Source organism: Spirillospora sp. CA-142024 (assembly GCF_050942325.1).
Lineage (GTDB): Bacteria > Actinomycetota > Actinomycetes > Streptosporangiales > Streptosporangiaceae > Spirillospora.
Genome location: NZ_CP192077.1, coordinates 5,618,890 through 5,639,642 on the forward strand (window position 1 = coordinate 5,618,890; position 20,753 = coordinate 5,639,642).

General features: G+C 71.7%; 19 protein-coding genes. 10 read left to right on the forward strand and 9 right to left on the reverse strand.

Annotated features, from left to right (window positions below):
• Window positions 1–5: 5 nt before the first annotated feature.
• Window positions 6–1,484 (forward strand): phytoene desaturase family protein, encoded by a 1,479-nt coding sequence (locus ACQPZP_RS26920; protein ID WP_433472508.1) that lies wholly within the window; start codon window positions 6–8, stop codon window positions 1,482–1,484.
• On the opposite strand, the gene ACQPZP_RS26925 is transcribed toward ACQPZP_RS26920, so the two are convergent.
• The 3 genes from ACQPZP_RS26925 to polA all read right to left on the reverse strand — a co-directional run bounded on the left by ACQPZP_RS26925 (window position 1,481) and on the right by polA (window position 6,296).
• Complete coding sequence (locus tag ACQPZP_RS26925) at window positions 1,481–3,034, reverse strand: FAD-dependent monooxygenase (protein ID WP_433472509.1); 1,554 nt, start codon at window positions 3,032–3,034, stop codon at window positions 1,481–1,483. The two genes, ACQPZP_RS26920 and ACQPZP_RS26925, sit on opposite strands and share 4 nt — an antisense overlap.
• Before the next feature lie 62 nt (window positions 3,035–3,096).
• Complete coding sequence (locus ACQPZP_RS26930; protein ID WP_433472510.1) at window positions 3,097–3,600, reverse strand: inorganic diphosphatase; 504 nt, start codon at window positions 3,598–3,600, stop codon at window positions 3,097–3,099.
• Window positions 3,601–3,662: 62 nt separating this feature from the next.
• Window positions 3,663–6,296, reverse strand: coding sequence for a DNA polymerase I (gene polA / locus ACQPZP_RS26935; protein WP_433472511.1), 2,634 nt, complete (start codon window positions 6,294–6,296; stop codon window positions 3,663–3,665).
• A 62-nt stretch (window positions 6,297–6,358) separates the two neighbouring features.
• Between polA and ACQPZP_RS26940 the strand changes: the two genes are divergently transcribed.
• Entirely contained in the window at window positions 6,359–7,192 is an 834-nt protein-coding gene (locus ACQPZP_RS26940; protein WP_433472512.1) for an LLM class F420-dependent oxidoreductase, read from the forward strand.
• 57 nt (window positions 7,193–7,249) lie between these two features.
• Here ACQPZP_RS26940 and ACQPZP_RS26945 read toward each other — a convergent pair whose 3' ends face one another.
• Complete coding sequence (locus ACQPZP_RS26945) at window positions 7,250–8,767, reverse strand: M20/M25/M40 family metallo-hydrolase (protein ID WP_433472513.1); 1,518 nt, start codon at window positions 8,765–8,767, stop codon at window positions 7,250–7,252.
• A gap of 483 nt (window positions 8,768–9,250) precedes the next feature.
• Here ACQPZP_RS26945 and ACQPZP_RS26950 point away from each other — a divergent pair, with 483 nt between their 5' ends.
• The 4 genes from ACQPZP_RS26950 to ACQPZP_RS26965 are packed head-to-tail and all read left to right on the forward strand — an operon-like array spanning window position 9,251 to window position 13,059.
• Complete coding sequence (locus ACQPZP_RS26950; RefSeq protein ID WP_433472514.1) at window positions 9,251–11,659, forward strand: sensor histidine kinase; 2,409 nt, start codon at window positions 9,251–9,253, stop codon at window positions 11,657–11,659.
• Window positions 11,656–12,099: a roadblock/LC7 domain-containing protein gene (locus ACQPZP_RS26955; RefSeq protein WP_433472515.1), complete on the forward strand. Its 444-nt coding sequence runs from the start codon at window positions 11,656–11,658 to the stop codon at window positions 12,097–12,099. The genes ACQPZP_RS26950 and ACQPZP_RS26955 overlap by 4 nt, the downstream gene beginning before the upstream one ends.
• An 8-nt stretch (window positions 12,100–12,107) precedes the next feature.
• The gene (locus ACQPZP_RS26960) at window positions 12,108–12,482 is read left to right on the forward strand and encodes a DUF742 domain-containing protein (RefSeq protein ID WP_433472516.1); all 375 of its coding nucleotides are present in this window, start codon (window positions 12,108–12,110) and stop codon (window positions 12,480–12,482) included.
• Entirely contained in the window at window positions 12,463–13,059 is a 597-nt protein-coding gene (locus ACQPZP_RS26965) for a GTP-binding protein (RefSeq protein WP_433472517.1), read from the forward strand. The genes ACQPZP_RS26960 and ACQPZP_RS26965 overlap by 20 nt, the downstream gene beginning before the upstream one ends.
• Here ACQPZP_RS26965 and ACQPZP_RS26970 read toward each other — a convergent pair.
• Entirely contained in the window at window positions 13,056–13,631 is a 576-nt protein-coding gene (locus tag ACQPZP_RS26970) for a TetR/AcrR family transcriptional regulator (RefSeq protein WP_433472518.1), read from the reverse strand. The two genes, ACQPZP_RS26965 and ACQPZP_RS26970, sit on opposite strands and share 4 nt — an antisense overlap.
• 73 nt (window positions 13,632–13,704) lie before the next feature.
• Here ACQPZP_RS26970 and ACQPZP_RS26975 point away from each other — a divergent pair, with 73 nt between their 5' ends.
• Window positions 13,705–14,847 (forward strand): acyl-CoA dehydrogenase family protein, encoded by a 1,143-nt coding sequence (locus tag ACQPZP_RS26975; protein ID WP_433472519.1) that lies wholly within the window; start codon window positions 13,705–13,707, stop codon window positions 14,845–14,847.
• Between the two features lie 36 nt (window positions 14,848–14,883).
• Here the strand turns inward: ACQPZP_RS26975 and ACQPZP_RS26980 are convergent, their stop codons facing one another.
• The 3 genes from ACQPZP_RS26980 to ACQPZP_RS26990 form a co-directional block, all read right to left on the reverse strand.
• The gene (locus ACQPZP_RS26980; protein ID WP_433472520.1) at window positions 14,884–15,021 is read right to left on the reverse strand and encodes a hypothetical protein; all 138 of its coding nucleotides are present in this window, start codon (window positions 15,019–15,021) and stop codon (window positions 14,884–14,886) included.
• A 125-nt stretch (window positions 15,022–15,146) separates the two neighbouring features.
• Window positions 15,147–15,338, reverse strand: a complete 192-nt coding sequence (locus ACQPZP_RS26985; protein ID WP_433472521.1) for a hypothetical protein — start codon at window positions 15,336–15,338, stop codon at window positions 15,147–15,149.
• Between the two features lie 202 nt (window positions 15,339–15,540).
• Window positions 15,541–16,512, reverse strand: a complete 972-nt coding sequence (locus tag ACQPZP_RS26990; RefSeq protein WP_433472522.1) for a hypothetical protein — start codon at window positions 16,510–16,512, stop codon at window positions 15,541–15,543.
• 1,022 nt (window positions 16,513–17,534) lie between these two features.
• On the opposite strand from ACQPZP_RS26990, the gene ACQPZP_RS26995 reads away from it, so the two are divergent.
• A complete protein-coding gene (locus ACQPZP_RS26995; RefSeq protein ID WP_433472523.1) occupies window positions 17,535–17,996 on the forward strand; it encodes a ribosomal protein L7/L12 in 462 nt (153 codons plus the stop codon).
• A 12-nt stretch (window positions 17,997–18,008) separates the two neighbouring features.
• On the opposite strand, the gene ACQPZP_RS27000 is transcribed toward ACQPZP_RS26995, so the two are convergent.
• Window positions 18,009–18,833 carry a tRNA(His) guanylyltransferase Thg1 family protein gene (locus ACQPZP_RS27000; RefSeq protein ID WP_433472524.1) on the reverse strand — a complete coding sequence of 275 codons (825 nt, stop codon included), beginning with the start codon at window positions 18,831–18,833 and terminating at the stop codon, window positions 18,009–18,011.
• Between the two features lie 124 nt (window positions 18,834–18,957).
• Here ACQPZP_RS27000 and ACQPZP_RS27005 point away from each other — a divergent pair, with 124 nt between their 5' ends.
• Window positions 18,958–19,695, forward strand: coding sequence for an IclR family transcriptional regulator (locus tag ACQPZP_RS27005; protein WP_433472525.1), 738 nt, complete (start codon window positions 18,958–18,960; stop codon window positions 19,693–19,695).
• Window positions 19,696–19,796: 101 nt separating this feature from the next.
• Window positions 19,797–20,747, forward strand: coding sequence for a PDR/VanB family oxidoreductase (locus tag ACQPZP_RS27010; RefSeq protein WP_433472526.1), 951 nt, complete (start codon window positions 19,797–19,799; stop codon window positions 20,745–20,747).
• Window positions 20,748–20,753: the final 6 nt, after the last annotated feature.

Below are 20,753 nucleotides of genomic sequence, written 5' to 3' on the forward strand. Positions count from 1 at the left end.
GGGTCATGTACGACGTGGTCATCGCCGGCGGCGGGCACAACGGACTGGTCGCCGCCGCGTACCTGGCCCGCGCCGGGCGGCGCGTGCTGGTGCTGGAGCGGCTCGGGCATCTCGGCGGGCTGGCGGTTTCGGCGCGCGTGTTCCCCGGGGTGGACGCGCGGGTCTCGCGGTACTCGTACCTGGTGAGCCTGCTGCCGTCGCGGATCGTCCGGGATCTGGGCCTGGACGTCGAGCTGCGGGGCCGGCGATACGCCTCGTACACGCCGGCCGGCGACGGGGGCCTGCTGATCGACAACGGGGACCCGGCACGGACGGCGGCGTCCCTCGGCGGCGACGCCGAGGCCTGGCGGCGGTTCTACGAAATGGCCGGACGTGTCGCGGAACGTGTCGCGCCGACGCTGCTGGAGCCGCTGCGCGACCGGGCGGAACTCCGCCAGGTGGTGGACGACCAGGAAGCATGGCGCGATCTGTTCGAGCGCCCCATCGGAGACGTGGTCGACGAGCGTTTCGCGGACGACGCCGTGCGCGGGGTCGTCCTGACCGATTCACTGATCGGCACGTTCGCCGACCCGTCGGCCCCTTCGCTCCTGGCCAACCGGTGCTTCCTGTACCACGTCATCGGGAACGGAACCGGCGACTGGAACGTGCCGGTCGGTGGCATGGGAGCCGTCACCGGAGCGCTCGCCGATGCCGCGCGGGCGGCGGGAGCGGACCTGCGGACCGGCATGGAGGTCCTGCACATCGACCCTGCCGGTGAGGTGACATTCCAGGACCACGAAGGCGCCGAGCACACCGTCTCGGCCCGGTGGGTGCTGGTCAACATGCCCGGTGACACGTCCGCCGAGGGAGCGCAGCTGAAGGTGAACATGGTGCTTTCGCGCCTTCCCCGGTTGCGCGACGCGTCCGTCCGGCCGGACGAGGCCTTCGCGGGCACCTTCCACATCAACGAGAGCCGGGCACAGCTCGACAGGGCGTATCGGGAGGCCCGCGACGGCGGCATTCCGGCATTGCCGCCGACCGAGGTGTACTGCCATTCGCTGACCGATCCGTCCATTCTCGGAGCGGAATTGCGGGCCGCCGGGGCGCACACGCTGACGCTGTTCGGTCTCCACATGCCGGCACGGCTCTTCCGATCCGATCCCGAAGGCGCACGCGCGGAGGCCCTGCGCGCGACATTGGCCTCTTTCGACACGGTTCTCGCCGAGCCGATCGAGGACTGCCTTCTGCGCGCCCCGGACGGCACACCGTGCCTGGAGGCCAAGACCCCGGTCGATCTGGAGAACGAGACCGGGCTTCCCGGCGGCCACATCTTCCATCGGGACCTGTCCTGGCCCTTCGCCGAGGTGCCGGATCAGCGGGGGCGCTGGGGTGTGGAGACCGAGCATCCCCGTGTGCTGCTGTGCGGGGCGGGAGCCCGTCGGGGCGGAGGGGTCAGCGGGATTCCGGGGCACAACGCGGCCCGCGCCGTCCTGGACGCCGGTTAGCCGCGTCCGCAGGCCCGGTGCAGGGCCGCGACCACGCTTCCGCGATCGCAGGAAGGCAGGACGGCGGCCAGGTGGCCGTCCGGTCGGACGATGTGCACCGTGTCCGGACCGGCGCGCAGAGCCGCCCGAAGCACCCCGTCCGCATCGATGTCGTCCAATGCATGGATTCGGTACGGAACGTCGGTCGGCAGTTCCGCGACTCCCCCGCCCTGGGTGAGGACCACGAAGTGCGTGCCGAAGAGGCGGCGAAGGCGGGTCCGCTCACCCTCGACGACGCACGGGCCGTCCGGGCAGATGACGCCCGGCACCGGCGGCCGGACGGCCCCGGGTTCGAGCGGGAAGCCCTCCACCGGCCCGGACGGCGTCGTCAGCGGCGAGTCCAGGTACCAGAACGGCTCGGCGAGCCGGCCCGAGTCGATGATCGTGCGCGGGTCCGGGTGCGTCCGGGCCCTCTCCAGCGACTCCAGCCGCACCGCCCGCTGCTCCGGCGTCTGCGGGACGAGGAACTCCATCGTCCGCGTGGTGACGCGGAGGTTCTCCTTGGCGGCGGCGCGGCGCTCGGTGTCGTAGCTGCCGAGCAGTTCCGGCGGGGCCCAGCCGCGCCGCACGAACGCGAGCTTCCACGCGAGGTTCTCGGCGTCCTGGACGCCGGAGTTCAGGCCGCGGGCGCCGAACGGCGCGTACAGGTGGGCGGCGTCTCCGGCGAGGAAGGCGCGGCCGGACGCGAACGCCGCCGCGCACCGCTCGTGGAACCGGTACACGGTGGCCCACACGATCTCGTAGGGGACGTCCCCGACGATCTTGCGGATGCGGGCGTCCAGTGCGCCCGTCCGCCGCTCGGCGTCGAGGTCGTGGTCGGCGGGGACCTGCCAGTCGATGCGCCACGTCCCGTCCGGGCACTGGTGGACCAGGACCTGCCGGCCCGGGTTCCACTCCGGATCGAAGAAGAACCGCCGCTCGCTCGGGAACGGCAGGTCCGCGCGGATGTCGCAGATGAGGAACCGGTCGGCGAAGGTGCGCCCGGGGAAGCCGATGCCGAGCAGTTCCCGGACGGTGCCGTGCCCGCCGTCCGCGCCGACCAGATGGGTTCCGCGCAGGGTGCCGCCGGCCTCGACCTCCACGCCGCCGGCGTCCTGGCGGAGGCTGGCGACCGGATGCCCGTAGCGGACCTCCACGAGCGGCTCGGCGGCGGCGAGGTCCCGCAGCAACGCCTCCACCTCGGCCTGCGAGATGTTGATCCAGGGCGGGACGGCGCCGCGCCCCGCGTCCGGGAAGGTGACGGAGAACAGTTCGTCGCCGCGGTAGTAGGTGCGGCCGGTCGTCCAGGTCACACCGCGAGCGATCATCCGTTGGGCGCACCCGGCCCGGTCCAGGACGTCGAGCACGTCCCGCTGGAAGCAGATGGCCCTGGACCCGGACGGGTCACGGCGCGCGGCGGCCTCCAGCACCACGCTCGGCACACCGTGCCGTGCCAGCAGCAGCGCCGTGACCAGGCCGACCGGCCCGGCGCCGGCGACGACGACCGGCTCGCTGTCCGTCACAGATCCCACCCTCGCGATGGTGCGCCGCCCGGCGGCCCGCCGTAAAGCGGCCGCGCCGGGCCGGGCGGCGCTCAGGCCGTGCCGGTCCCGGCCATGTCCCGCGCGTGCGCGGCCCTGGACAGCTCGATCGTCCGGTCGGCGACCCGCCGGTCCTGCCAGCCGCGCACGTCGGTGTCCTTGCCCGGCTCCAGGCTCTTGTAGATGTCGAAGAAGTGGGCGATCTCGTCGAGAAGGTGCTCGTGGACGTCCCGCAGGTCGCGGATGCCCTCGTAGCGGACGTCCCGGGCCGGCACGGTGAGGATCTTGGCGTCGGGGCCGCCCTCGTCGTGCATCCAGAACACCCCGACGCTGCGGACGGTGACCATGCACCCGGGGAAGGTGGGCTCCTCCAGCAGCACCATCGCGTCCAGCGGGTCGCCGTCCTCGGCGCAGGTCTCCGGGATGTAGCCGTAGTCCAGCGGATACTGGGTCGAGGTGAACAGCATCCGGTCGAGCCGGATGCGGCCGAGCCGGTGGTCCATCTCGTACTTGTTGCGCGATCCCCTCGGGATCTCGACGAGCATGTCGATCTCCATGAATCCCTCCCCCTGTTGAGCACTACCCGCGCGGCGGGCGTGACACGAGTCCGGCGGGTCGATTAGTGGGCGGCGGCGTTCCAGTCGGGACCGGTGCCGAGCGCGACCTCCAGGCCGACCGTGAGGGGGTAGGCGGTGGTCATCCCGGTGCGGACGATCTCCGCCACGGCGTCCCGTTCGCCCCCCGCCACCTCCAGCACGATCTCGTCGTGCACCTGGAGCAGCAGGCGGCTGGCGAGGCCGGCCGCGGTGAGCGCCTCGTCCACCCGCAGCATCGCGATCTTGACGATGTCGGCGGCGGAGCCCTGGACCGGGGCGTTCAGCGCCATCCGCTCGGCGGTCTCGCGGCGCTGCCGGTTGTCGCTGGTCAGATGTGGCAGGTAGCGGCGGCGGCCGAGGATCGTGCGGGTGTAGCCGGTGATGCGGGCCTCGGCGACGACGTGGTCGAGGTAGTCGCGGACGCCGCCGAGCCGGGCGAAGTAGGCGTCCATCAGCGGGCGCGCCTCCGCCATCGGGATGCCGAGCTGCTTGGCCAGGCCGAACGCCGACAGCCCGTAGGCCAGCCCGTACGACATCGCCTTGATCTTGCGCCGCATGTCCGGCGTGACGGCGTCCGGGGCGACCTGGAAGACCTGCGCGGCCATCGTGGCGTGCAGGTCCTCGCCGGACTCGAACGCCGCGAGCAGCGTCGGGTCCTGCGACAGGTGCGCCATGACCCGCAGTTCGAGCTGGCCGTAGTCGGCCGTCATCAGCGATTCGTACCCGCCGCCGGGCAGGAACGCGCGGCGGATGCGCCGCCCGTCCCCGGTCCGGACGGGGATGACCTGCAGGTTCGGCTCGGTCGAGGTGAGCCGCCCGGTCGCCGCGACGGTCTGCTGGAAGGTGGTGTGGATCCGGCCGTCCGCACCGATCTCGCGGATCAGGCCGGCGACCGTGGTGCGCAGCCGCGCCTGGTCGCGGTGGCGCAGCAGCACCTGCGGGAGGCCGTTGTCGGTCTGGGTGGCGAGCCAGGTCAGCGCGTCCAGGTCGGTGGAGTACCCGGACTTGATCTTCTTGGTCCTGGGCAGCCCCAGCTCGCCGAAGAGCACCTCCTGGAGCTGCTTCGTCGAGCCCGGGTTGAAGCGGCGGCCGGCGATCTCGGCGGCCTCGTCGGCGGCGCGTTCCATCGCGTCCGCGAAGTGCCGCTCCAGGCCGTGGAGGAGATCGGCGTCCACGTGGACGCCGGCGCGTTCGGCGCGGGCGAGCAGGCCCGACAGCGGCAGCTCGACGTCCCGCAGGACGTCCGCCATGCCCGTGGAGGCGAGGTCGTCGGCGAACGTCCCGGCCAGGTCGAGCACGGCCCGGGCGCTCAGCATCAGCCCCGCCGCGCCCTCGGCGGACGGGCGGCGCCCGAGATGGCGGCCCGCGAGGTCGGCGATCCCGTAGGCCGCCAGGCCCGGCAGGAGGAGGTAGGCGGCCATCGCGACGTCGGCGGCGATGCCGTCGAGGCGCCAGCCGCGCTCGCCGAAGACGCGCAGCAGCGACTTCACGTCGTGCAGCGCCTTGGGACGGCCGGGGTCGGCCAGCCATTCCGCGAAGGCCCGTTCGTCCTTCCCGGTGAGCTCGGACGGGTCGAAGGAGGCCGCGTACCCGTCGCCGGTGGCGAGCGCGATCCGGGTGATGTCGCCCGCGCCGCGCACCCAGGCGGCGTCGGCGGCGAGTCCGGTCAGGCCGGTCGCGCGGGTCCGCAGCCAGCCGGCCAGCTCGTCCGGGCCGAGCTCGCGGCCCCTGACCGGTTCGGGTCCGGCCGCCTCGGGCGGACGGCCGCCGCCCGGGTCGGCCGCGAAGAGCCGCTGCCGCAGGCTGGCGTTGCGGAACTCCAGGTCGTCCAGCAGGGAGGTGAACGCGGACAGGTCGTAGGGCCGGCGCAGCAGGTCGCCCGGCGACACCGCGAGGTCCAGGTCGCGGACGAGCTCGGTCAGCCTCCGGTTCAGCCGCACCGAGTCCAGCGCGGCGCGCAGCTTCTCCCCCGCCTTGCCCTTCACCTCGCCGGCGCGGTCCAGCAGGGCGTCGAGCGACCCGAACTCGCGGACCCACTTCGCGGCCGTCTTCTCCCCGATGCCCGGGATGCTCGGCAGGTTGTCGGACGGGTCGCCGCGCAGCGCCGCGAAGTCCGGATACTGCGCCGGGGTCAGCCCGTACTTCTCCCGCACCGCCTCGGGGGTGTACCGGATCATCTCCGAGGCCGTCCGGTAGAAGTACAGGACGGTGACCCTGTCGCTGACGAGCTGGAGCACGTCCCGGTCGCCGGTGACGATCAGCACGCTCATGCCGTCCGCCTCGGCCGCCGTGGCGAGCGTCGCGATGACGTCGTCGGCCTCGTAACCGGGCGCCCGCAGCACCGGCAGGCTCATCGCGGCGAGGAACTCGTCCAGGATCCGCAGCTGGCTGCCGAACTCCTCCGGCGACCGCGACCGGGTGGCCTTGTAGTCCGGGAACGCCTCGGTGCGGAACGTCTGGCGCGACACGTCGAACGCTACCGCCGCGTGCGTCGGGCGCTCGTCCCGGAGCACGTTGGCCAGCATGTTCGCGAACCCGTACACGACGTTCGTCGGCTGCCCGGACGTGGTGCTGAAGTTCTCGACCGGCAGCGCGTAGAACGCCCGGTAGGCCAGCGAGTGGCCGTCCAGGAGCAGCAGGCTGGACCGGTCGGTCATGGATCACATCCTGGCACCCGGGAAGGGGGCATGAAACGGCAGGACGACGTGTTGGGGGCGACATGACGAAGATCAACGTGGGCAGGCTCGGGATCTGGCGGCCGTGGAGCCAGCTGGACCCGCGGCTCGCCAAGGACATCGAGGACCTCGGCTACGGGGCGATCTGGATCGGCGGCTCGCCGAGCGGGGACCTGGACATCGCCGACCGGCTCCTCGCGGCCACCGACCGCATCGTGATCGCGACCGGCATCGTGAACATGTGGAACACGCCGGCCGCGGAGGTCGCCGCGTCCTACCACCGGCTCAACGACGCCCACGGCGGGCGGTTCCTGCTCGGTGTGGGCATCGGCCATCCGGAGGCCACGCAGGAGTACCGCAGCCCGTACGAGACGATCGTCCGCTACCTCGACGCGCTGGACGCCGCGGACGTCCCGGCCGGGGGGCGGGTGCTGGCCGCGCTCGGGCCGAAGGTGCTGCGGCTGGCGGCCGAGCGGGCGGCGGGCGCGCACCCGTACCTGACGACTCCCGAGCACACCCGCGAGGCGCGGGACGCGCTCGGCGAGGGCCCGCTGCTCGCGCCGGACCAGAAGGTCGTGCTGGACACCGACCCCGTGCGCGCCCGCGCGCTGGCCAGGGAGATGCTCGGCATCTACCTCGGCCTGCGGAACTACGTGAACAGCTTCAAGCGGCTCGGTTTCACCGACGCGGACGTCGCGGATGGCGGAAGCGACGCGCTCGTGGACGCGCTGATCGCGCACGGCGACGCCGCGGCGCTGGCCGGCCGGCTGGCCGGGCATCTGGACGCGGGCGCCGACCACGTGGCCGTCCAGGTGCTGACCGAGCCCGGCGGCGACCCGCGTCCCGCGTTGCGGTCGATCATCGAGACGCTGGGCTGACCCGGACATGGCGAGGGACGCGCCCGGTCGCGGGCGCGTCCCTCCGAGGACCGGTCCTTACCTGGTCGTGTACTTGCCGATCTCTTCGGGCACCATGCGCTTCCTGGGCTGGGCCTGCGCCTGCTTCCGGGCGAGCTCGTTGCCGTTGACCGTCAGGGTGCTGTGCGCGAACAGCTCGGTCACCGCGGCCGCGCCGTCGATCATCTGGTCGAAGCCCTTGAGGCTGACGTTGTCGTAGCGGTCGCACGCGGAGTGGTAGCACGGGTCGTAGGCCTTCCCGGCCTCACCGCCGTACACCTTCGCCTGCTCGGCCGTCTTGATGCCCTCGGCGCCGGTGAACAGGCCGCCGGCGGGGATCCCGACGGTGATGAAGGCGTTGTAGTCGGAGCGTCCGTTGAACGGCGTCGGTGCGGTGGCCAGCTTGCGCGTCGCGAAGTAGTCGTTGAACGCCTTCTCGATCGCGCCGGACCCGGCGGGGGCCTCGGCGCCGTTCTGCCCCTCGCTGTTGTCGCCGTCGTAGACGAAGCGGACGAAGTTCGGTGCGGCGAGCATGTCGAAGTTGAGGTTCAGCGCGATCTTGTCGCGCTCGGCCTGCGAGAGGCTGTCGACGTAGTGCTGGGAGCCGAGCAGGCCTTCCTCTTCGGCGCCCCAGAACGCGAACCGCACCTTGTTGCGGACCTTACCGCCGAGCTTGCCGATCTGCTTGGCCGTCTCCAGCAGCGTCGCGGTCCCCGAGCCGTCGTCGTTGATGCCCGGCCCGTCGGTGACGCTGTCGTTGTGCGCGCCGAGGACCACGACGTTGTCGGCCCTGCCGCGCTTGGTGTCGGCGATGACGTTGGACGTCTGGCGCTTCTCGTTGACGGTGTCGGTCTTGACGCGCAGCGTCACGCCGCCGTTCTGCGCCTGCTGGACGAGCGCCTTGCCGACCGCGTTGGACGGGCCGATCACCGGGATGCCGTAGGGCTTGGTCAGCGTGCCGCCGACGGGGCCCGGCTGGTCGGGCAGCTGGTAGATGACGACGGCGGTCGCGCCGGCGGCGATGGCGTTGTCGGCCTTCACCGAGAAGAAGCAGCCGCCGCGCTGGATCAGCGCGATGTTCCCCTTGGGGAAGCCGGCGAAGTCGTCGGCCTCGCACCCGCTGCCGGTGCCGGTGGCGCCCGGGTCGACGGGGCTCGCCGCGGCGGTGACGTCGCCCGACCCGGAGTACTGCAGCGTCGCGAAGTCGGTGTCCGGCGCGAACGTCTTCGGCTCCGGCGCGGTCTCGGCGAAGACCGGCTGCGACGGCTCCTGCCAGAAGTCGAACTCGAAGTTCTGGATCGTGGGGGTGTATCCGGCCCGCTTCAGCTGGTCCGCGATGTACCTGACGGTGATCTTGTTGCCGGCGAGGCCGGCGGCCCGGTTGCCGCCGTTGGCGTCCGCGATCTTCTGCAGGTTCAGCTGGTGGTGGCGGACGTTCTTGAGCGTGACCAGCCCGGCCAGCTTGGAGGCGGCCGGCGCGGCGGCCTGGGCGGGAGCTGCGGCCAGGGTGATGGCGAGCGACAGCCCGGTGAGGGAGGCTAGCGCGGCTCTGCGCATGTCTCGGTCTCCGGTGGTGGGGGACAAAGTAACCCGAAGCCTGACATGCGTCATTTCCTGCAACAAGACACGACTCTGCATCAAAACGGCCAATATTGGCCTCTCTTTGCACCCGACTTACAAGATCAACATCCGCCGCGGCGAATACCGCTCGCCCTGCTCGTCCCCCATCCAGAGCTTGATCATCAAAGTGCGGGCACGCATCGCCCTGCGAGGTCATCAATTCCGAGGGCGACTTTCTGACCTGCGGTGACATCGTGAAGGGGGATGTGCGGCCGCGCGCCCGCACCGGTCGCGGCCGCGGCGCATCCGGGGCGGGCCCTCCATCGGGCCGAGGCCGCAGGCTCACGCGCCGCACCCGGAGGATCACAAGTAGCCCCAGGTGAGACCCCTGGTCGTCGGCAAATCGAACTAAGTATGCTCCGGTCCCGCCGACATCGGTCGAGGCGACCGCGGCTTGAGGACGATCAGGAGTGTGGGCCGGTGACGAACCCCCAGCAGGTTCATGGCTCCCATGAGCGGCCGCGTACGCGTCCGGTCGGCCGGCGGATCGCGATGCTGCTCGCGATCCCGCTGGCCGCGCTCGTCGCGCTGTGGGCGTTCGCCGCGGGGACGACGCTGTCCGCCGCGCTGCAGCGGTCGGACTTCACGCGGCTGTACAAGGACGTCGGCCGGCCGGCCGGCGCCGTCATGGAGATGATCCAGCGGGAGCGCGCCGGAGCGGTGGCCGTGCTGAAGGCGCACACCCCCGGCAACGTGCGGGCGTACCAGGAGATCGCGCGCCAGACCGACGGCGCCGTCGCGGCGTTCCGCAGGTCGGCGCGCTCGTCCACGGCCAGGGACGCGACCACCGACGAGATGTGGAGCCGCCTGGAGGCGCTCGACCGCCGGTTCGAAGAGCTGCGGCCGCTGCGGACGCAGGTCGGCGAGGGCGCCGCCGGCACCGTGCAGGCCATCGACGCCTACAGCGAGATCTCCGACAACACGCTCCGGGTGCTGACGACCTTCGTCGGCGTCGACGACACGGCGATCTACCGGCAGAGCGCCGGCATCCTGCACTTCACCTGGGCGCGCGACTTCATGCTGCGCGAGGACGCGCTGCTGTCCGCGGTCGGCGGGCACCGGCTGAACGCCGTGGAGCGGATGGCCTTCGCCCGCTGGGCGGGCAACCGCGACGAGTTCCTCCAGCTGGCCCGCGGCGAAGTGGACGGCACGATCTCCACCCTCGTGGAGGGCCTGGTCAATTCGAGCGCGTACGGCAGCTTCAGCCTGCTGGAGGGCCAGATCATCCGGCAGGGCCTGACCCCCGGCGCCGAGCAGTGGCGGGCGGTCATGCGGGATCTGACGCCGCTGTGGCAGAAGGCGGCGGCCAGGGCGGGCGATGTACAGAACGACGACCTCGTCGAGCCGGCCGGCCGGCTGATCATGCTGCGGTTCTATCTGGCCTGCGTCGTCGGCCTGCTGATCGTGGCCGCGTCGGTGACGGTGCCGCTGCTGTTCGCGCGGCGGCTCGCGCGGGAGCTGCGGGACCTCCAGGTGTCGGCGCAGCGGCTCGCGCACGAGCGGCTGCCCGCGGTCGTGGCGCGGCTGCGGCGCGGTGAGAGGGTCGACGTCGGGGCGGAGGCGCCGCGCCCGGAACCCGGGCGGACCCGGGAGATCGCCCTGGTGGCCGACGCGTTCGACGCCGTCCAGCGGACGGCCTTCAGCACCGCGGTCGGCGAGGCGGAGCTGCGCGCCGGCATCAACCGGGTCTTCGTCAACCTGTCGTGGCGCAGCCAGTCGCTCCTGCACCGGCAGCTGCGGCTGCTGGACCAGATGGAGCGGCGCGCGTCCAGCGCGGAGGAGCTGGACGACCTGTTCCGGCTCGACCACCTGACCACCCGCATGCGGCGGCACGCCGAGGGCCTGGTCATCCTGTCCGGGTCGCCGACGGTCCGCGCCTTCGAGCATCCGGTCGCCGCGGAGGACGTGGTGCGCGCGGCGATCGCCGAGGTGGAGGACTACACGCGGGTTGAGGTGACGGGCGTGTCGTCGGCCGCGGTCACCGGCGCCGTGGTCGCCGACGTCATCCACCTGCTGGCCGAGCTGATCGAGAACGCGGCGTCGTTCTCCCCGCCGGCCACCGAGGTCACCGTCAAGGTCGAGACGGTCGCGAACGGGCTGGCCGTCGAGATCATCGACCGGGGCGTCGGCCTGGCCGCCGACGAGCTGGACGACCTCAACCGGCGGCTCGCCAGCGCCGTCGAGTTCGACCTGGTCGACACCGAACGGCTCGGCCTGTTCGTCGTCGCCCGGCTCGCCGCCCGGCACGGCGTACAGGTGTCGCTGCAGCCGTCGGCGTACGGCGGGACGACCGCGATCGTCCTCGTCCCGCACGCGCTGGTCGTCCTGGACGACGACTGGCACATGGCGCGGGGCCGGGGCGCGGGGGCGCCGCAGCCGGTCGGGGTGTCCGCGGGCGGGTCCGGGGCGCGGCTCGGCCGCCCGTCCCGTCCGGCGCTGCCCGGCGGGGTCGTCCAGGCGCCGCAGTCCGGCGAGCCCGCCGGCCTGCCCGCCGGGCCGCCCGAGCCGTCGCCCGAACCGCTGCTCGACCCGCCCGAGCCGCCCGGTGGCCGCACCCGGCCGCCCGGCGGCGAACCGGAGCCGGTCGAGGTGGAGGACAGCGAGGTCACCGGGCGGCTCCCGCGCCGGGTGCGGCAGCATTCCCTGGCCCCGCAGCTGCGCGGGCGTCCGGCGGCCCGGCATCCCCGGCCGGCGGACGACGACTTCGACGAGCCGAGCCCGGAGCTCAGCCGCGACCTGATGGCCTCGCTACAGTCCGGATGGCTGCGCGGCAGGGTCGACGACGAACCGGGCGATCTTGATCCACGCGATGAATGGGGGGAATCATGATGGGGCAGGGCCACGCCACAGGCGAGCTCGACTGGCTGCTCGACGATCTGGTGCAGCGGGTGGGAGAGGTCCGGCAGGCCGTCCTGCTGTCCCGGGACGGGCTGGTCATGGGCGCCTCCGGGGACGTCACCCGCAAGGACGCCGAATTCCTCGCGGCGCTGTCGTCCGGCTTCCACAGCCTGGCCAACGGCGCCCGCGAGCACTTCCAGGCCAAGCAGGTGCGGCAGACCGTCGTCGAACTCGACGGCCTGCTGTTCTTCGTCATGCCGGCGGGCAACGGAAGCTGCCTCGCCGTGCTGAGCGACGCCGGCGGCAACGCCGGGCTGGTCGCCTACGAGACGACCATGCTGATCAAGCGGGTGCGGCGCACGCTGTCCGCCCAGCCGCGCGCCGCGGCCGGGCCGCAGGATCCGCCGGTGCGCACGGGCGCGTCAGGCTAGAGCGGCCCGTGGAGAGCCCGAGAGAACGCTGGGTCGGGGCGGACGCCGGCCCGGTCGTCCGCCCCTACGCGGTGACCCGCGGGCGCACCCGCCCCCGCGGGCTCGTGATCGACCTGGTGTCCGTCCTCGTCGCGACCGGCCGCACCCCGGACGGCCGGGTCTGGCTGTCGCGCGAGCAGCGGCGGCTGCTGGAGCTGTGCCGGCGGCCCTCCACGCCCGCCGACCTCGCCTCGGAGACCGACCTGCCGTTCCGGGTGGTGCAGATCCTGCTGGAGGACCTGTACCAGTACGGCCTGATCGAAGAGATGCCGCAGGCCGCGCACACCGAACGCCCCGACCCCCGCATCCTGATGAGAGTGCTCGATGAACTCCGCCGTCTCTGACGTGACGCCCTACGGGCGGGACGACGACGTCCCGCTGCACACCCTGAAGGTCCTTGTGGCCGGCGGCTTCGGGGTCGGCAAGACGACCCTGGTCGGCGCGGTCAGCGAGGTCCGCCCGCTGCGCACCGAGGAGACCCTCACCGACGCCTCCGTCGGGGTGGACGACCTCGGCGGCGTCGAGGGCAAGACAACCACGACCGTCGCGATGGACTTCGGCCGGCTGACGTTCTCCGGCGGGGTCCGGCTGTACCTGTTCGGGACGCCCGGGCAGGAGCGGTTCTGGTTCATGTGGGACCAGATCGCCTACGGCGCGGTCGGCGCGATCGTCCTGGTCGACACCCGCCGGCTCAGCACCAGCTTCGCGGCCATCGACTTCTTCGAGCAGCGGGACATCCCGTTCGTCATCGCCGCGAACCGGTTCGACGGCGCCCGCCGCTACACGGTGGAGGAGATCCGCGACGCCCTCGACGTCGACCCCGGCGTCCCGGTGATGCTGTGCGACGTGCGGAGCCGCGAGGTGGCGCGGGGCGTGCTGGTCGCCCTCGTCGAGCACGCGCTCCAGGCGGCGCAGGGCTAGCCGGACGCCATCCGGGCGACGATCAGGGAGGCCAGCGCGGCGTAGGCGGCCGAGTCGTCCAGGCCGGTCTGCGCCTTGATCTCGCCGCGGTGGATGGACTCCATCACCTGCCCGGCGACGGCGCCGACGAAGGCGGCGTCCGAATCGGGCGACGCCTCCCGCACGAGCCCCTGCACGCGCCGTACCGCGAACCCGGTGTTCTGCTTGTACACCTCACGCGCGGGAGCGAACGCGTCCAGGTCGGCGAAGAACGCCGGCGACGCGGGGGCGAGTTCGTCCGAGATGGCGCGCAGATAGGCGCCGACCCGCTCCCGGGGATCGGCGCTGGCGTCGAGCACGGCCTCCACGTGCTCGGTGGCCTGGCGGAAGAACGCCCGCACCACCGCCACGATGATCTGCTCCCGGCTCGCCGCGACCGAGTACAGCGTGCTCTTCGAGCAACGCAGCACGGCGGCCAGGTCGGCGACGCTCAACTCGGCGAACCCGCGGTCGAGGAAGACCTCCATGAGCCGTTCGATGAGCGACTCACGCCGCCGCGAGGCCCGCGTCGCCCGCTCGTCCACCGAGGTCATGGACGAGACAGTACCAAAACGGGTTCGCCAGTACCGCCTTTGGTACTGTTGGCCTGCCGAAAGGAGTCCGCCCATGCCCGCCACCCGGCACCTGCCGACCCCCGAGTCCGAGGACCTGATCGCGCTCACCCGCGAGATCGCGGCCAAGGAGCTGGCGCCGCGCGTCGCCGACGCCGAGCGCACCGGCACGTTCCCGCGCGAGGCGTTCACGACGCTGGGCCGGGCTGGCCTGCTGACCCTCCCCTACCCGGAGAAGTTCGGCGGCGGCGACCAGCCGTACGAGATCTACCTGCAGGTCCTGGAGGAGATCGGTGCGGTCTGGGCGAGCGTCGGCGTGGGCGTCAGCGTCCACTCGCTCTCGTGCTTCCCCCTCTTCGCCTACGGCAACGACGAACAACGGGCCCGATGGCTCCCGGACATGCTCTCCGGCGAACAGCTGGGCGCGTACTGCCTGTCGGAGGCGCACGCGGGCTCCGACCCCGCCGCGATGCGCGCCAAGGCCGTCCGCGACGGCGACTCCTATGTCCTCAACGGCGCCAAGGCGTGGACGACCCACGGCGGCAAGGCCGACTTCTACACGGTGATGGCCCGCACCTCTGACGACGGCGCACGAGGCATCTCCTGCTTCCACGTCCCCGCCGGCACCCCCGGCCTGGAGTTCGACGAGCCCGAGGACAAGATGGGCCTGATGGGCTCCACCACCGCGACCGTCCGGTTCGTGGACGCGCGCGTCCCCGCCGGCAACCTGATCGGCTCCGAGGGCCAGGGCCTCTCCATCGCCCTCGCCGGCCTCGACGCCGGCCGCCTCGGCATCGCCGCCGTCGCCACCGGCCTCTCCCAGGGCGCTCTCGACACCGCCGTCGCCTACGCCAAGGAGCGCGAGGCGTTCGGCAGGCCGATCATCGACCACCAGGGCCTGGCCTTCGTCCTAGCCGACATGGCCGCCGCCGTGGAGTCCGCCCGCGCCACCTACCTCTCCGCCGCCCGCCTGAAGGACGCGGACCGCCCCTACGGCCGCGAGGCGTCCATCGCGAAACTGATCGCCACCGACAACGCCATGAAGGTGACGACCGACGCCGTCCAGGTCCTCGGCGGCGCCGGCTACACCCGCGACTTCCCGGTGGAGCGCTTCATGCGCGAAGCCAAGGTCATGCAGATCTTCGAAGGCACCAACCAGATCCAACGCCTCGTCATCTCCCGCCACCTCGCCCGATAGCCGCCCCTTCTACCTGCGGTCTTTCGGGCCCGAGGTTCAGGAGGAGTGCGTCCCCCGAGCGCGGCGCCGCGAGGCGGTCCGCTTGCGCCGGCGGCGCAGGGCGGTGAAGGCCATCGACAGCACGATGACGAACATGATGACGATGACCGCCTCGGTGACACCCAGACCTTGCATGCCTGCCTCGTTCCGCGCTGGATAGGACATGGCGGCGGACGGCAAGATCCGCCTTCGGGGTGCCACATCAGAATAGCGTCCGGGCGTGAGGTGAGGCTGAGCGCTTCGGTCGGCTGATGAGCGCTTCAGCCGGCGAGGTGGCCGGTGGAGAGAAGCCACCGCCAGCGCCGGCGCTCGGTGACGACGGCTGCGGCGGCCAACACGGTCACGGGACCCGCTGCCCAGGCGGGCCAGGCAAGCCACGAGGAGATCACGGCCGCTGCGAGTTGGAGCAGCACCAGCAGTATCGTGGCCCAGCCCGGCACCGCGATGATCACGTTGGCCTTATCCCCCGGGGGGACAGGACCGTCGGCAGGCCGATCAGGACCACCACGGACAGGACGGCGAGCAGCCATGAGTGGCCGGCCAAGGCCCAGGGAGTGGCCACCCACGCGATGAGTTCCGTTGCAAAGCGCAGGGCGGACGCGGCGCGGTCGTCGGGTCGTCCCGGGGTCGTTTCTCCAGCAACAGCGTTGGTCACTAGCGGTTCCTCTGCGGAATCAACTGCAGCCTGATGTTTCCGTCATAGGGAACGACGAAGGTCGAGATGCGGGCCGTGGAATCGTGGGGTTTCCACGTCAAGGGTACAAGGAAGAGTCGTCCGCCCGAGGCGAGCAGAAGGCGCAAGTTGCGGTAGCGATACCGGAACGGGACGTTCGCGCCGAAGTCGGCGTACATCGTCTCCGGCGGGACGTCATGCAAAGGCTCCTTCGAGTAAAGGACGACCTCGGGGCGCTTGTGCAAATTCTTGGCGTCGTCGTACGCGCGGGCGATACCGACCTCACCGGCCAGGCTGTTGGCGGCCCAGAACAGGCCCATCACGACGACTCCGATGGACACCAGCCGCCCGCCGCGTTCGAGGGCGTCCATGACGGGCCGGTCCCGCCATCCGCCTTCCCCGCCGTGGCGTGCCAGCCAGAAGGCGTACACCAGCAACGGTACGGACATGGTCAGAGACAAAGGCGTGACACCTGGTGTCTCATTCCTCGCGACCTGCGTTGAGAGAAGCCCGATCAACGCTCTCACAAGCAATACCAGCCCCACCAGCGCGGTGGCCGCGGCGATCCGCGGAACCAGCCTCGGCCGGGCGGGCAGCACCACGCCGCTGATCAACGCGTGCGTGCCCAGCGCGACCAGCAGGACCAGCAGGAGCAGCACCGCCGCCGGATACGCGACCTCCACACCGAGCTTCAGCAGGTCCTGGTTGGCCAGGTCGGTGAGCTGCAGATCGACGCCGAAATACCGGAAGCGCTGCAGGGTGGCGACATAGCCGTACCAGATCAGGACGCCCGCGATGATCGTCGTCGGCGGCCCGAACGTGCTGAGCGCCGTCAGCCGCTGCGTCCAGTCCTGAGCGGGATCGGCGGCGGGAGGCTCCTCGTCCGTCCGCCGCCGCTCGGCTCTCCGGCGAGCCCTCGCCAGCCGGTCGGATCTGTCGTCAGCACTGGGCAACCTCGCCCTCACCTCCGGCTTCGAGCCCCGGCGCGTCGACCCAGACCACGCACGCCGTGACGATCGTCGTCGACTGCCAGGTCGCCCGTACCGGACGTCCTGGACCCGGCTGAGCTCCCTGGAGGCTCCGGCACGGCCCCGTCGTCGCGTCGGTGCACAGTTTGGAGAGGTACCAGGTGATGTTGAATGTGTATTTCGCGGGCCTGGCGGGCTGTGGGTCGACTTCAGTGAAATACGGAATTATTCCGCACGGTTCGGCGAGGGATATCACCGTGTCGGCCGCGCAGGGCTTCTGAGCCCCCCGTGTGCCGAGCTCTTTCGAACCCGGACAGTCGGAGACGGGCTGGTAACTCAACCCGGCGAACTTCGCCCCCGCCCGCGCCGCTTGATTTTCGGACTCGAGGTTTGGATATGGCCGAGGATCGGGTCCTCCCGTCTTGTTGATCGCGAACCTCTCGATCCGCACGGGATAGGGCGCCCAGACCGCCCGGCAAACGTTGTTGGGGGTCTCGTTTTCGAGGGACGCGCCGCTTCCGGAGGAGACCCGGGGAGTCTGCCAGGCCTGGGCCGACGGGCCAACGGGCGGCGGCTGCCCCTGCCCTGGCTGGCCCTGCCGGCCTGGCGCCTGCGGCGACTGCTGGAGCGCCGAGCCCAGCGGTGCCGGGTTCGCCGACGGCCCCTTTCCGCCCTTGCCACCGGAGGAACCCCCGCACCCCGTAATGCCCGCCGCGACTGAGAAGATCAATGTCGCGGCGGCGAGTTTGGAAAGACTCACCGTTCGAGTATGAGACGTGCCGATTCCGATAAGGGTCGTCGGGACGAGGCCGTTAACGGCCACGCCCGCGCTCCCGGATTCGCCCCCTGCCGTTCTTCATGATCGAGGTGGTGCCGGCGGCCGGGCCGTCGGTGGTCGACGTCCTGAGCGCGGAGCCCGTCGAGGCGGGCGTGCGGGGTGGCGGCCTCCTCCGGAAATGGGAGAATCGGACGCCTGCCGTGTGGTCGCAGCGCTGAGGAGAGAACTGGTGAAGTCGTCCGTCCCGTACGTGCTGCCCGAGGCTCGGGAGCGGGTCATCGATCTGGTCTCGCGGGGCCAGTACATTCCCGCCATCAAGCTGGTCCGGGAGGCCACCGGGGCCGGTCTCAAGGAGGCCAAGGAGTATGTGGACGGTCTCAAGGGGGAGGCGTTCGGCCGGGTGGTGCCGCCCGAGGTGCAGGCCAAGGCGCGGGCGCTGATCGCCGACGGCAGGTGGAAGGACGCGGCGAAGCTGGTCCGCAAGGACACCGGCCTCGGGTTGAGGGCCTCCAAGGACTACGTCGACGCCGTCCGGGAGGGGCGGATACCCCCGCAGCCGGGCCCGGTGCTGTCGGACCGGGTCCGTGCCTTCAAGGCGGCCGGCGACCACGAGTCCGCGATCGCGCTCGTGCGTGCCGAGACGGGGATGCAGTGGGACGAGGCGCAGCGCTTCGTCGATGCCCTCCGCTAGCGTGAGCGGCTGTCACCGGTCGCTTTCGGGGTCCTCCCCGCCGGTCAGGGCTGGGAGCGGCGGGATCGTCTCGGCGAGCCAGCCGTCCCGGTTCGCGGTGAAGTGGGGGGCGCCGCCGGTCTCCCACCACGACCGGACCGCCGTGGTCGTCACCTGCCGCCCGGTCCGGCGGTCGGTGTACGACACCGGCCGCTCCCCCACGCGGCGGACCGTGGCCCGGCCCCGCTTGCAGCCCGCCGGGTAGTCGTTCCAGTTGATCCCGGCCTCGCGCCACAGCAGGTCCTGCATCTGGTCGGTGCTCACCCGGTGGAGCCGTTTGTGGGAGAAGTGCGCCTGCGCGGCCATCGAGATCGAGTTGCGCACGGCGTCGCGCTGCCGCCACAGGAAGTAGTTCGCGACCTCGACCGGGCTCGGGACGGTGAACACGCGGGCGTCGAACGTCGCCCCCTGGTCGGCCTCGTAGGCCCGGTTGAACGCGACGGTGGCCATCGATGAGGCGATCGACACCATCTTCTGGACCACGCCGCCGAACCACGGCTCCGTTCCCGAGCCGGCGAAGTCGGTCAGCAGCACCGAGCACTCGTCGGACTGCGTGAAGGCGAACACCGCGCCGGACATCTCCCCGCAGAGCGCTTCGGCGACGGAGTCCATCGCGGCCATCACCGTGTCGTCGAACGGGCGGTCGGCGTGGCGGAGGAAGGTGTGGAAGGCGCGGCCGTCGACGCGGCAGATGGTGTACGTACGGCGCGGCAGGACGGTGCGGGTCGCCTGCTCGTACGCCTTCATCCGGTCGCTCAGCCCGGTGGGCTCGGGCGCGGCTTGCATGGGCTCGGCCAAGGGTTCCTCCGTGAATCGATCGCCTCCGCGACCAGCCGGTACCGCCTGATCACGAAGACGGTCATTGTCTCGCGGCGGCACTCGTGACCGCGCCTCGTTTTCCGCGGCCCGCGAGAATGGAGGGATGACGCGGGACTCCGTACTGACGCGGGCCGTGTCGATCTTCGAGGCGTTCGATCCGGACCATCCGGCGCTGTCGGTCTCGGAGATCGCGCGGCGGACGGGGCTGCATGTGGCGACGGCGTCGCGGCTCGTCGCGGAGCTCGTCGGGCACGGGCTGCTGGCGCGGGACGAGCAGGGGCGGGTGCGGGTCGGGATGCGGCTGTGGGAGCTGGCGTCCCGGGCCGCGCCGACGCTGGGGCTGCGCGAGGCGGCGATGCCGTTCATGGAGGACCTGCACGCCGTCATCGGCCACCACACCCAGCTCGGGGTGCTCGACGGGCGGGAGGTGCTGTTCGTCGAGCGGCTCTCGATGCCGAACTCCGTGATCAACGTGACGCGGGTCGCGGGACGGCTGCCCCTGCACGCCTCGTCCAGCGGGCTCGTGCTCCTCGCGCACGCCTCGCCCGAACTGCTGGACGACGTCGTGGCCGGTGAACCGGTCGCCTACACGGCCGGAACCGTCGTGGACCCGCGTCGGCTGCGCGCCCTCGTGGCGGATGTGCGGCGAAGCGGCGTCGCGTTCTGCCCGGGTTTCATCGACGAACGCGCCACGGGGATCGCCGTTCCGGTCCGCGGGCCGGGCAGGAAGGTCATCGCCGCGTTGTCGGTCGTCGTCCCGAATGACGGGAACGCCCGCGCCCAGGTGCCCGCGTTGAAGGCCGCCGCCCGGGGCGTGTCACGCTCCCTGGGCGGCCTGTGACCGTCTCCGCTTTCGTCTCTCATTGAATGAGAAAGCCGTGGTCGCCGGCGCACGCGGCGGCGATCGTCGTGGTCAGCCCCTTGAACTTGTGAGGAGTGACCATGGCGGACGCCGCTGTCGAACTGCGCGTGGCGGCCAAGACCCCGATGGCCGACGGTGTGGTGACGCTGACGCTCGATCATCCCGACGGGCGGCGTCTTCCCGACTGGACGCCCGGCGCGCACATCGACCTCGTGCTGCCGAACGGGATGACGCGGCAGTACTCGCTGTGCGGTGACCGCTGGGACGCCCGCACCTACCGGGTCGGCGTGCTGCGGGAGCGGGAAGGGCGCGGCGGGTCGGCCTTCGTGCACGACGAGCTGCGGGAGGGCGACCGGGTCTCGATCGGCGGACCGCGCAACAACTTCCGGCTCGTCCCGTCCGAGCGGTACCTGTTCATCGCGGGCGGCATCGGGATCACGCCGTTGCTGCCCATGGTGCGCCAGGCCGAGATGCTCGGGACCGAATGGCGGCTCCTCTACGGCGGCCGTTCGCGCACGTCGATGGCCTTCCTGGACGAACTGGAGGCATACGGGGACAACGTCACCGTCGTCCCGCAGGACGAAGAGGGGCTTCTCGATCTGCCGGCCTGGCTCGATGGGGCCGACTCCGGAACCAAGGTGTACTGCTGCGGTCCCGCTCCGCTGCTCGAAGCGGTCGAGACCCGCTGCTCGGCCTGGCCGCAGGGGCTGCTGCGCACCGAACGCTTCGTCGCCAGGGACTTCGGGGCCGTCCGGGACGAGCCGTTCGAGCTTCGGCTGGAGCGCTCCGGCGTGTCCCTGACCGTCCGGCCGGGGCAGTCCGTGCTGGACGCGGTCGGCGGCGCCGGCGTCGGCGTCGGCGTCCTGTCGTCCTGCAGGCAGGGCCTGTGCGGGACGTGCGAGACCTCCGTCCTCGCAGGCGAACCCGACCATCGCGACTCGATCCTCGACGACGGCGAACGGGAGGCGGGCGACTGCATGTTCGTCTGCGTGTCGCGCTCCCGTTCCGACCGGCTCGTGCTGGACCTCTGAAGGGAC

Bases quoted from the DNA above. Each gene is read 5' to 3' on its own strand.
- ACQPZP_RS26945 (WP_433472513.1), bottom strand. From the start codon at position 8,767: ATGCGCAGAGCCGCGCTAGCCTCCCTCACCGGGCTGTCGCTCGCCATC.
- ACQPZP_RS26980 (WP_433472520.1), bottom strand. From the start codon at position 15,021: ATGCAAGGTCTGGGTGTCACCGAGGCGGTCATCGTCATCATGTTCGTC.
- ACQPZP_RS26920 (WP_433472508.1), top strand. From the start codon at position 6: ATGTACGACGTGGTCATCGCCGGCGGCGGGCACAACGGACTGGTCGCC.
- ACQPZP_RS26975 (WP_433472519.1), top strand. From the start codon at position 13,705: ATGCCCGCCACCCGGCACCTGCCGACCCCCGAGTCCGAGGACCTGATC.
- ACQPZP_RS27005 (WP_433472525.1), top strand. From the start codon at position 18,958: ATGACGCGGGACTCCGTACTGACGCGGGCCGTGTCGATCTTCGAGGCG.
- ACQPZP_RS26955 (WP_433472515.1), top strand. From the start codon at position 11,656: ATGATGGGGCAGGGCCACGCCACAGGCGAGCTCGACTGGCTGCTCGAC.
- polA (WP_433472511.1), bottom strand. From the start codon at position 6,296: ATGACCGACCGGTCCAGCCTGCTGCTCCTGGACGGCCACTCGCTGGCC.
- ACQPZP_RS26970 (WP_433472518.1), bottom strand. From the start codon at position 13,631: ATGACCTCGGTGGACGAGCGGGCGACGCGGGCCTCGCGGCGGCGTGAG.
- ACQPZP_RS26940 (WP_433472512.1), top strand. From the start codon at position 6,359: ATGACGAAGATCAACGTGGGCAGGCTCGGGATCTGGCGGCCGTGGAGC.
- ACQPZP_RS27010 (WP_433472526.1), top strand. From the start codon at position 19,797: ATGGCGGACGCCGCTGTCGAACTGCGCGTGGCGGCCAAGACCCCGATG.
- ACQPZP_RS26965 (WP_433472517.1), top strand. From the start codon at position 12,463: ATGAACTCCGCCGTCTCTGACGTGACGCCCTACGGGCGGGACGACGAC.
- ACQPZP_RS26930 (WP_433472510.1), bottom strand. From the start codon at position 3,600: ATGGAGATCGACATGCTCGTCGAGATCCCGAGGGGATCGCGCAACAAG.